General features: G+C 64.0%; 11 protein-coding genes, 1 pseudogene and 1 riboswitch. All 12 genes and pseudogenes read right to left on the bottom strand.

Annotated elements, in window-relative coordinates; genetic code table 11:
• Positions 1–880 (bottom strand): YihY/virulence factor BrkB family protein (locus Q7T26_08025; GenBank protein MDO8532099.1); only part of this gene is annotated, 880 nt, incomplete at its 3' end.
• Positions 881–997: 117 nt separating this feature from the next.
• Positions 998–1834, bottom strand: a complete 837-nt coding sequence (gene cobM, locus Q7T26_08020; protein MDO8532098.1) for a precorrin-4 C(11)-methyltransferase — start codon at positions 1832–1834, stop codon at positions 998–1000.
• Entirely contained in the window at positions 1824–2567 is a 744-nt protein-coding gene (gene cobI / locus Q7T26_08015; protein ID MDO8532097.1) for a precorrin-2 C(20)-methyltransferase, read from the bottom strand. The genes cobM and cobI overlap by 11 nt, the downstream gene beginning before the upstream one ends.
• Before the next feature lie 137 nt (positions 2568–2704).
• Positions 2705–3082: pseudogene (locus Q7T26_08010) on the bottom strand (toxin-antitoxin system HicB family antitoxin).
• Positions 3039–3293, bottom strand: coding sequence for a type II toxin-antitoxin system HicA family toxin (locus tag Q7T26_08005; GenBank protein MDO8532096.1), 255 nt, complete (start codon positions 3291–3293; stop codon positions 3039–3041). Before Q7T26_08005 ends, Q7T26_08010 begins: the two are co-directional and overlap by 44 nt.
• 279 nt (positions 3294–3572) lie before the next feature.
• Positions 3573–4202, bottom strand: coding sequence for a precorrin-6Y C5,15-methyltransferase (decarboxylating) subunit CbiT (gene cbiT, locus Q7T26_08000; protein ID MDO8532095.1), 630 nt, complete (start codon positions 4200–4202; stop codon positions 3573–3575).
• Positions 4203–4320: 118 nt separating this feature from the next.
• Positions 4321–5475 (bottom strand): cobalt-precorrin-5B (C(1))-methyltransferase, encoded by a 1155-nt coding sequence (locus Q7T26_07995; GenBank protein MDO8532094.1) that lies wholly within the window; start codon positions 5473–5475, stop codon positions 4321–4323.
• Positions 5476–5655: 180 nt separating this feature from the next.
• Positions 5656–6438, bottom strand: a complete 783-nt coding sequence (locus Q7T26_07990) for a CbiX/SirB N-terminal domain-containing protein (protein ID MDO8532093.1) — start codon at positions 6436–6438, stop codon at positions 5656–5658.
• Between the two features lie 44 nt (positions 6439–6482).
• Complete coding sequence (locus Q7T26_07985; protein MDO8532092.1) at positions 6483–7256, bottom strand: CbtA family protein; 774 nt, start codon at positions 7254–7256, stop codon at positions 6483–6485.
• A 240-nt stretch (positions 7257–7496) separates the two neighbouring features.
• Positions 7497–7706 (bottom strand): CbtB-domain containing protein, encoded by a 210-nt coding sequence (locus Q7T26_07980; protein ID MDO8532091.1) that lies wholly within the window; start codon positions 7704–7706, stop codon positions 7497–7499.
• 26 nt (positions 7707–7732) lie between these two features.
• Entirely contained in the window at positions 7733–8407 is a 675-nt protein-coding gene (locus Q7T26_07975) for a precorrin-8X methylmutase (protein ID MDO8532090.1), read from the bottom strand.
• Between the two features lie 88 nt (positions 8408–8495).
• Positions 8496–8628: riboswitch (cobalamin riboswitch) on the bottom strand.
• A gap of 38 nt (positions 8629–8666) precedes the next feature.
• Complete coding sequence (locus tag Q7T26_07970; protein ID MDO8532089.1) at positions 8667–10202, bottom strand: ABC transporter substrate-binding protein; 1536 nt, start codon at positions 10200–10202, stop codon at positions 8667–8669.
• Positions 10203–10390 lie beyond the last annotated feature (188 nt).

The raw sequence follows: 10390 nt of genomic DNA, 5'->3' as shown, positions 1-10390 counted from the left end.
ATGACGCAGTCACCGAGTAGCGCATGCGAGCATATTGGAAAGTGAATTCCGCGCCCAGAATCATGATGAATGCCGAATAGTATATCCAGACGAGCAGTACAATAATAGAGGCGATAGAACCATAGATAAGTTGGTAATTAGCGAAGTTCGCAAGGTAAAAAATAAATAAAGTCTTGGCGATTTCGAAAAGGACAGCGGCCAGGAGCGCTCCTGGCCAGATATAACGCCAGTATGTCTTTGTATTCGGGATGAGTTTATAGAGTAACAGGAAGACCGCCAGCATAAGAAGGAATGCTACCAGCCTGCTACCCACGTCTACTATTATCAGTTGCGCTACAGGGAAGTTAAATACTCCGCGCAAAATCGAAATGATGGCACTAGCTCCCAGGGAGAGAAGAAATAGAATAACCGTACTTAATGCCATGCCCAGTTCGCGGACTTTTCTAACGTAGAAGGGGCGGATCCGGCGAATATCCCAGGCGCGATTAATCGCCAGGTTTATCGCACTGAACATCTCACTCGCGCTCCAAAAAAGGACAACTATGCTCAGCACACCCACGGCACCCCGTAGTTTTACAATACTCTCAATATTTTGCCTCAAGATATCGGTAGCACCGGGGAGACTATTGCCGACAAATTTTAGCAGTTCGTCTTGCAGGTTTGCTGAACGCAAGAAAAAGCCAAATATGGCAATGAGTCCCAGCAGTAGAGGGAATATGGAGAAAATTGCATAATAGGCTACACCGGCAGCTCTTTGTGTGGCATCGTGATTGTCTGCTCCCTCTGCGGTGCGGGATATCAGCTGCACTACGGGAATTTTTAGCAGACGGTCTTTTGCCCTCTGTAACCGGACTTTCAAGCGCTTTATTTGATTAACCATCACCCTGGCTCCTCATTTCCCTTCCGTCATGAGGACATGCCGCACTCCGGAACGCCTGCCGTGGCATTCGAAAAGGGCTTGCAGATGGCGGAAATCCGGACACTCTCCCGTCGGGCGTCACTTGCCCTTGCGGGCCAGCGCCTTCCTGGTCGGGCCGGCGCCGCGACGGCCCTTCGCCACGCGGAAGCTGTGCGTGAACGAGGCGTCGTACAGCTTCGACTTCGGCGCGCTCTCCCGCAGCGCCGGGTCCAGCACCCTGCCGACGATGATGATGCCGTGCGCCGTGATCTTCTCCGCGCGCACGCGGGCCGCCAGGTCTTTCAGGGGCGCCCGCACGATCTTCTGGTCGGGCCAGCTCGCCCGGTACACCAGCGCGGCGGGTGTCTCCGGCGGGTATCCGCCCTGCAGCAGTTCGTCCACTACCTTGGTGATTAGCGCCGAACTGAGGTACAGCACCAGCGTCGCCTGGTGGCGGGCCAAGTCAGGCAGCTTCTCGCCGTCCGGCATGGGCGTCCGGCCCTCGGCGCGCGTCAGGATGACCGTCTGCGACACCTCCGGCACCGTCAGCTCCACGCCCAGGGCCACCGCCGCGGCGAAGACAGAGCTGACGCCCGGAATGACCTCGCTGCGCACTCCCGCCTTGTCCAGCGCGGCGACCTGCTCCAGCACCGCGCCGAAGATGGAGGGGTCGCCGCTGTGGACGCGGGCCACCGTCTTACCCTGGCCGACGGCCTTCAGGATGATGCCAACAATCTCCTCCAGCGCCATGCCCGCGCTGCCGTGGACCTCCACACCGGGCTTGCAGAACTGGGTGATGCGCGGGTCGGTCAGCGAGTCGGTGTAGATGACCACGTCCGCGCGCTCCAGCACGCGCACGGCCTTCAGCGTGAGCAGCTCCGGGTCGCCCGGCCCGCCGCCGATGAAGTACACCAGCGTCGCGGGGTTATCGCTCATGGCTGCCGCCTTTCCGCACAATCACCAGAGACATATACTCCAGCTTCTTGCCGCGCAGCGTGCGGATGTCCCGCACGATCTCCTCCTCGCCGGAGGTGCCCTTGCTGATGAAGACGGCCTTGTCCACCAGCCCCAGAGGCTCCAGAATCTCCACCAGCCGGTCAATCATCCGGTTCACCTTCACCAGCACGACCGTATCGAACTTCTGGAAGGCGTCGCGCAGCGTCTCGTCCTCGTACACGGCGGGCAGGATGGCGATGCGGTCGTCGCCGTCGGCCAGCGACACGCCGATGCGCGCCGCCGACGCGGTGATGGAGCTGACGCCGGGGACGATGTCTATGTCCACCTCCGGGTGCTTCTCGCGCATCGTCCGGTAGATGTAGACGAAGGTGCTGTACACCATCGGGTCGCCCTCGGTGATGAAGACGCAGTCCTTGCCCTGCGCCAATCGCTGCCAGATAGCCTCCACGGCGCGCTCCCAGTAGCCCCGGAGCAGCGCGAAGTCCTTGGTCATGGGGAACTCCAGGGGCAGCACCTCCTGCTTCGCCTCGTCGAGGAAGCCCTTGACGATGCCCCACGAGTAGCCGTCCTCCGAGAGGCCGCGCTTGGGCACGCAGACCACCGGCGACTGCGTGAGCAGCCGGTGCGCGCGCAGCGTCAGCAGCTCCGGGTCGCCGGGCCCTACGCCGACGCCGTACAGCCGTCCGATGTGGCCTTCGTTGGGCTGCGTCATGATGCAGCCCTCCTCGACGTCTGTTTTGCGAGGGGCAGGGGGTCCTCGGCTATCTTGTAGCGCAAGCTGGGTGGGGATTGCACATAGGCCAATGCCTTGTCCAGCCGCGCCAGCACCTGTTGTGACGCGTGCCTTTCCGAGAGCAGAGCGACGATATGCTGATTGAGGCTCACGCCCTCTCGCGCCGCAGCCTCCGCTAGCTCCCGATGAAGCCGCCGCGGCATCCGCACGACGAAGCGCCCGCTGAATCCCGCCATATCTCGCGGAAGCGGAATGTCCTGCCCCTCGTTAATAGCCGCCTCAATCCACCCCCGTCGCGCGTCCTCAATCATCGGCAGAAGCTCCGCCAGCGTTTCCGCCTGGGTAATGCACCCGGGAAGCTCTCCGATCTCCGCGACCAACCCGCCGTCCGGTTCCTGGTGTACGGTGACGGGGTAGCGGAGGGCCATGTAGTATTCCAGGTCTTTATGCTCACTCGTCTTTTTCATACCATTCCTCCAGTTCCAGGAGGTCATTGATCGTCCTGACGTACGTTCGCTTCACTCGCCTGCCGCCCACCGTGGGCACGGTAATGATCGAGCGCCCAGCCTGTACGAAGACGTGGTGACTGCTTTTTGTGGGCCGTTCCCGATAGCCGAATGCGTTCAATAACGTTTGTACTTCGATAAAGGTGACGTCTGGCGGCTCTGCCAGGAAACGCTCAACAAGTTTACGAAGAGTAGCCACTGCTCTGCCTTTATCTAAGCCGACAGACACATGATACTATGTATAGTATCATGTGTCAACGCTCCCCCTGATGCCGGTGTCCTGTTTTGGAAATACGTTCCCGATTCCATGTCATACCGGCGGAAGGCGGTATCCAGAGAAGCGCGGGGGAACGCTGGATTCCGGCGTACGCCGGAATGACGAATGGGCGACACTGGATTCCTGCCCTGTACCCGATACGGGGCAAGCTGTGCGCCGGAAAGACGGTAAGAGGCCAGAGGCGTTTTCTCGAACAGCTTCTCACTGCGGCTCAACCTTCCGCCACGCCGTGACGATGAACACGGGGTTGAGCGCCTCGAAGCGCGTCAGCCCGATGACGTCCTTGCTCCGCGCTATATTCACCAGCGTCGCGTCTATCTCCATGTCCAGCGCCTTGAGGCTGGACATCGCCTCCGCCAGGTTCTCCACCGTGGCGCAGTCCACCACGAGCCGCCCGCCGGGCCGCAGCCTACGGCACGCCGTCTGCACAATCGCCTCCATGCGGCCCGCCGTGCCGCCCACGAACACCGCGTCCGGGTCGGGCCAGGCGTCGAGGCCGTCCGGCGCCGTGCCGACCGTCAAGTGGACGTTAGCGACGCCGAACTTCTGGATGTTCCTGCGAACGTTCTCCGCGTCCTCCGCGTTCTTCTCGATGGCGTACACCGCGCCGCGCCGCGCGAGCAGCGCCGCCTCGATGCTCACCGAGCCGGACCCCGCGCCGATGTCCCACGCGACGCTGTCCTCGCGCAGACGCATCCTGGCGAGCGCGATGACGCGCACCTCCGCCTTCGTGATGAGGCCCTTGAGCGGCGTGCGCTGGTGGAACTCGGCGTCCGGGATGCCGAGGAGCCAGGGTGCGCTTGCCGTTGGTCTGTCTGGTACGTTTGTCATGCTCACCACTGTGAGTATTGAGATGTCACCCCGAGTCCTTCGGCTTTGCTCAGGACAGACTCCGCGAGGGGTCTCCTGCCGCGGCAGCCTGGGGGAAGGACTTGGAATGACAGCGTGATCATCTACTCGCCTGCGCCGTCCCTTTGCTCTCCAGCCGCACGCGGCCTAGCACGACGCCCTCGTCGAAGTCGGTCATGATGCACTCCACGGGGATGGCGCCGCCGACGTGGTCCCACGCGGCCTGCGCGGCGCGTCGGGTGATCTCCTGCAACGCCTGCGGCAGGTTGTTCGCCAGCATCATCTCCATGAAGTGCCGCGCCGTGTTCCCGCCGCGCACGTCCTCGACGACCTTCGGCGGCGCGCCGCAGGACGCCGCGACCTCCGCCAGCATGGACATGTCCACCTCGGAGCCGGCGGCGTGCGTCTGCATCGTGCCCGTGGCCTGCTTCGACAGCTTACCTATCATCCCCGCGATGGTGACCTGCCGGACGCGCTTCTTGACGCACTCCTTCAGGGAGAAGCCGACGAAGTCGCCCATCTGGACGAAGGCCTCCTCCCGAAGGTCGGGCAGTATCTTCATGGCGAACTTCTCGCTCTTGCCGCCCGTGGTCAGCACGACGTGGTCGGCCCCGTTCGCCAGCGCCACGTCAATGCCCTGCGAGATGCTGGCGCGGTACGCCGCCGTGGAGTAGGGGATGACGATGCCTTTCGTGCCCAGGATGGAGATGCCGCCGACGATGCCCAGTCGCGCGTTCAGCGTCTTCTTGGCCATCTCCTGGCCGTTCGGCACGGAGATGGCGACGGTGACGCCGCGCGACTTGAGCCGCTCGCCAAGCGCCTCCCGCACGTGCGACGTTATCATCTGGCGCGGCACCGGGTTGATGGCGGGCGCGCCGACGGGCAGGCCGATGCCGGGCTTGGTGATGACGCCCACGCCGGAGCCGCCCTCCAGATGCACTCCGGGCTCGTCCGCCCACGCGACCGTCGCGCATATCTCCGCGCCGTGCGTGACGTCGGGGTCGTCGCCCGCGTCCTTGATGACGGAGCACTCCGCGCGGTCGCCGTCCAGCGCGCAGCGGTGCAGCGCGAACGTCGCCTTCTGGCCGATGGGCAGCGCTATCTCGACGGACTCGACGGGCGCGCCGGTGAGCAGGGCGAGCGCCGCAGCCTTCGCGGCCGCCGTGGCGCAGGCGCCCGTGGTGTAGCCCCGGCGCAGGCCGCCACGCTTGCGCTCCGGAGGCTCAGGGGCGTTCTTGTTATTGGCCTGGACCATCGCGGGTGACTTTCTCGTGCCTGTCCGGAGAGTTCTTGTAGGCTGGGGTGTCCCCACCCCACCTATACAAACAGGGCGGGGGGGACACCCCCCAACCCCCGTCAGGAGGGCGCCGCTCTCCTGAACCTCCCGCGTAAAGCTGGACCGCTGCTATTCTGAAATGAGCTCGACGCGGAGCCGTTATGTCGCGAGCGCGGACGCGGGCAGGCCCGCCTCGCGCAGCCGCTCGTACGCCACGTCCACCATCCTGTCGTCAACCCCCAGGGTCACCGCCATGCGCACGGAAAGCGCCGGGAAACGCGCCTGGACGCGGCGCGCGGCGGGCAGGATGTTATCGTACAGCACTTTGCCGGGGAAGAGAATGTACGGCAGGACGACGAGCGTCCGCGCTCCCGCCGCGGCCAGCGCCTCCGCCGCCTCTTCGATGGTGGGGTGCTCGTACTCGGCCTGGGCGTGGTGGGCGCGCACCCCGTGGCCCACGACCTCCGCCGTCATGGCGGTGAGCTGACGCAGGTGGTCGCCGGGATTGTACCTGCGTCTGCTGCCCCGGTTCACCACGACGATGCCCACATCCGGGCCGGGGCTGTCGTTCCCCAGGGCGCGCCGGACGCGCTCCGCCGCGAGCTGCGCGATTCGGGCATCCACGTCCAGCGTGCGCGTCACGCGCAGTTCCACGCCCGGGTGCGCCGCGCGCAGCCGCTCCATCTCCTCCGGTATCTCCTCCAGCACGTGCTTGCCGTCGAAGAGGAAATAGGGCATGACGAGAACGCGCCGCGCGCCCTGCCGGACAAGGTCTCCCACCGCCTCCGCGAGGCTGGGTTGGGTGAACTCCCATCCGGCCATGCGGACGGGGATGTCAGGTCCCATCCGCTGCCGCAGGCGCTGCGTCACGTCCTGAAGGCCCATGTCCGTGTGCGAGCCACGGCGACTCCCGTGGCCCAACAGCACAACGGCCACCGTCACGTGTGTACCCTCCCCTTCGTCCGGTCCCGCGCGCGCAGCGACCGCTACGGCACGGCGTTCATCTGGTTCGACAGGACGCCCCCCTTCCGTGGAAGGGCCGTCCGTGGAGCGAGCAGGCTGGAGAAGATGCCAAAGAGGAGTCCCAGGGCGGCCCAGAGGAGCGCCAGCCCCCCCAGCGACAGCGCCCGGAACGTCGTCACCATGTCCAGAGGGGCGTTGACCACGTCGGGATTGGACGGCACCAGCAGGTAGATGGCCGCCGCGTACACGCCGAATGCCGCCAGCGCAACGGGCCAGCCCGCGATCCATCGGGGCGTCGCGGGCCGCCCGGCAAGGGCGCGGTGCAGCGCCACGGCGCCGACCGTTCCGGCGACGGAGAGGGCGAGGAACACGAGCTGGATAGTGACCCGGAAAGAGTGAGTGTCCGCGTCGCCCACGCCAGGCGGGTTAGCGGGGTGCTTCAGGAACGGGAGGAGCGCCACGCCGAGGAAGGCCAGCCCGGCCAGGGCCAGGCCCCTGCGCCAGGGGGCGTCGCCCGGCAGCTTGTCCTGGGCGAGCGTGAACACGCCGGCAAAGACCACCCCGGCCAGGGCGCCGTACAGGCCCCAGCCCAAGAACAGACCAAGGCCCTTCTGGATATCACGGGAGACCACGGGCTGCTCCTCGTGCCCGCCACGTGCGGCGGCCGCCTGCTCCTCCAGCGCAATGGCGCGGTCAATGACCGGCTCAGTGAACACGGAGTGGAAGACCGCCACGAGGAGCCCAGTGATAAGCCCCGCCAGGACCGCTGCCTTGAATGCAGTCATACCGGTAAGCATATGCGACTCCCGTTTCTTGACCGACTAAAAGCCTATCCCACAACCCTCACCCCCTGTATCCCCCGCTCCCTTGGCAAGGGAGCGGGGGAGGAAAGAAAGGAAGGTGGGGGACACCCCCAGACCCCCGACAGAGAGGAGTCCGCCCTCTCTGCACTCTCTGTGAATGCTCAGTTATTGGATAGGCGCTGAACCCATACGACTATAGACCGCGCCCCGCTTCGGGAGCGCGTCTGGAAATCCCTAGTGGCACTGGAAAGCGCCCGTATGCCGGACGTCATGGAAGAACTCGTGGAGCCAGTTCTGCTGGTACGCTACGTTCCCCATGACCGCGCTGAGCACCTGCCCCTGGTCGAACGCCAGGACGAAGAAGCCGAGCACCACGACGCCTATGAGGCCGCCGGTGCGCACGGCCGTGGGGTTCCGAAGGACTCCGCCAATAAGAGTATCCATGACCTTCCTCCTTCCAGGATTTCCAGCTAGATTGAGACCGGCGAGCCGCCCGGCCCGTCCCGCGCCAGCAGGAGCAGCGCGTTCAGTGTCGCGGCCGCCATGGCGCTGCCGCCGCGGGGGCCTTCCACCGTGATGTAGGGGATGTCGCGCTGCATCAACTCCGCCTTGGACTCGGGCGCGGCGACGAAGCCCACGGGCATCCCCACGATGGCCGCGGGGCGGGCGACGCCCGCATCCACCAGGTCCAGCAGCGCCAGCAGCGCCGTGGGGGCGTTGCCAATGGCGACGACGGCGTCCGTGAGCTTCGGCGCAAGGTGGCGCATGGCCGCGATGGCGCGCGTCGTGCCCTCCGCACGGGCGCGAGCCGCCACCTGGGGGTCGGCTATGACGCAGTATATCTCGCACCCACAATGCTTCAGAAGGGCCGGGCTGACGCCGACCGCCACCATGCGGACGTCGGTGTAGATGGGCGCGCCCCCCTTCAGGGCAGCCGTGGCCGCTTCCAGCGCGCGCGGGTGCAGGCGCACCGCCTTCGCCACGTCCGCGTCGCCCGCGGCGTGGACGATCCGCGCGATGACCTGCCGCTCCGAGCGGGAGCAGTCCAGGCGCGGCAGTAGCCCCTCGATAATCTGAAAGCTGCGCTCCTCGATCGCCCGCGGGGGCAGGGCGTAGCGCTCCACCAAACTGACGCGCCGTTGCACGATGACCTCCAGAAAAACAAAAACCTCGCCTTGACGGCGAGGGAGAACGGACTCGGGGCGTCCGCAGGCCCTGGCCTTTCCTCGAAGGCGGATGGGTTCTCGCACGAGCAGGTGACCGGACTTATCGGCCGTCTGGCCGAATCACCGTTGCGGGACAGCGCCGGACTCTCACCGGCTTACCCTGCGTCTGTGCGCTATGCGCTTGTGGGACTGGGCAGAATGGTAGCAGGACGGGCACGCCCCTGTCAAGGCGCGGGGCTTATCTGTCCAACCAGACATCAACGATTTGGCGGTTGTCGAAGGTCCACTGGCCGTTATAGTTCCGCACGGACTTCCGTTTCCCTGTGTAGAAGAAAGGTTCATCTATGTATGCCCGATAAGCCTGGTCTATTATGAGCAACTGTGCATCCCGATAGATACGTCTGCGTTCCTCTCTGTCTAGGCTACGCCTGCCGCGCAGAAGCAAGTCCTCCAGTCGGGGGTCGTAAAGACCCACGGGATTGCGTGAGCCTTCCTTTGTGTAAACAGGACTAAGATAAGCATCAGGCTCTATGTCTCCGCTGCCTATGGAGCGGACAATGACTTCGAAGTCACCTCGACGTTCGGCCCCGATATATGCGGCTTGCTCCAGCTTCCTGAAGTTCAGTTGGACTCCTATTTTTTGTAGTTGATTTTGGATCACTTCCGGAGGGCGGAGATTCACGAGCGGGGAGTAATCGGAGACAGGCATGGTCGCCTCAAAGCCATGAGGATATCCTGCCTCGGCGAGAAGTCGTTTTGCCTCTGCTATGTCGTCACCCTTGGGTTGGCGGTAACCGGGCATCTGGCGCAACTCGTCGGGCTGGAGTGCCGCCCACCTGACGACGAGTGGTGGCAGCGGCCCTGATATCACTGCCGCGCCTTCATGTGCGCCACTTATCACGTCATCGCGGTCGATGGCTAGGTGGACCGCCCGGCGGACGCGCACATCGTTCCAGGGCTTCCGGTCCAGGCGGAACATCATTTGTATCGCTGACGGAAAGGCCTCGCGGTCCCATTCTATGTTTGTGCTCGTTTTGACCGACTCGTAAGCGCTGGGAGGCACACGAGGCGCCACATCAATCTGGCCCGTGCGCAGCGCTGCGACTCGTGTAATGTCATCCTCAATGACTTGGAACCGTGCCACGTCCAGACTTGGCCGGTCTTTGTCCCAGTAATCAGGATTCCGTACCATCTCGGCGAACAGGGGGTCGCGCCACGTCTTGACCATGTACGGCCCCGTGCCGATGGTGGACTCTTTGGGCTGAAGGTCGCCAAACTTGTCCACGACCTCTTTCGCAACAACCTTGTTGTAGTTGCTGGCAACGTAGACGAGGAATGGGCCGAGCGGCTCCCTCAGGCTGAACTGGATGGTGTAACGATCCGGCGCCGTGATGGCGACCACATCGCTGAAGAGGCTTCGGCGGATGAAGCGTGGGTGGTTAGTACGGATACGTTCGAAGCTGTACACAACATCGTCCGCGGTCAGCTCGCGTCCGTTCACCGGGTCAACGTTCTGGAACTTGACTCCCTTGCGCAGGTAGAAGGTGTAGACCTTCCCATCCTTGCTCACTTCCCATCGCTCGGCCAGGTCCGGCTTGGGGGCCTGAGTGTCGTTGTCCATGTCCAGAAGGCCGTTTGCTACTAGGTCCCAGTCAAAGAGGATGGAGGCGGACGCGTGCGGGTCGTGGTCAATCTGGCGAAGCTGGCTGCCGTAGGTGAAAGCGCCTCCTTTCTTAGGTGTGAGGACGACTGGCTGGGGCTGCTGAGTTGCCAAAGGTGGGGTTGGGGTGGCCGCTGGAAGGGGAGCTGACAACCTGGTGGGTGTCGCTGGAGTGTCCGCCAGCGAGGGGGCACAACTTGCCGCCAAGACGGCCAGGAGGCCAATAAAGACCAAGCATACAGTCTGTGTTTGTCTCATTGCAAACTCCTCCCCTTTTGTCCAATAAACAAAAGAACCTCGCC

This window comes from Dehalococcoidia bacterium, from assembly GCA_030648205.1.
In the GTDB taxonomy this organism is placed as follows: Bacteria; Chloroflexota; Dehalococcoidia; order JAUSIH01; family JAUSIH01; genus JAUSIH01.
This window is presented reverse-complemented; position numbering and strand designations above follow the sequence as displayed.

Coding starts and splice junctions, on each gene's coding strand:
- cobM (MDO8532098.1), bottom strand. CDS start 1,834: ATGAGCGATAACCCCGCGACGCTGGTGTACTTCATCGGCGGCGGGCCG.
- cobI (MDO8532097.1), bottom strand. CDS start 2,567: ATGACGCAGCCCAACGAAGGCCACATCGGACGGCTGTACGGCGTCGGC.
- cbiT (MDO8532095.1), bottom strand. CDS start 4,202: ATGACAAACGTACCAGACAGACCAACGGCAAGCGCACCCTGGCTCCTC.
- Q7T26_07995 (MDO8532094.1), bottom strand. CDS start 5,475: ATGGTCCAGGCCAATAACAAGAACGCCCCTGAGCCTCCGGAGCGCAAG.
- Q7T26_07985 (MDO8532092.1), bottom strand. CDS start 7,256: ATGCTTACCGGTATGACTGCATTCAAGGCAGCGGTCCTGGCGGGGCTT.
- Q7T26_07980 (MDO8532091.1), bottom strand. CDS start 7,706: ATGGATACTCTTATTGGCGGAGTCCTTCGGAACCCCACGGCCGTGCGC.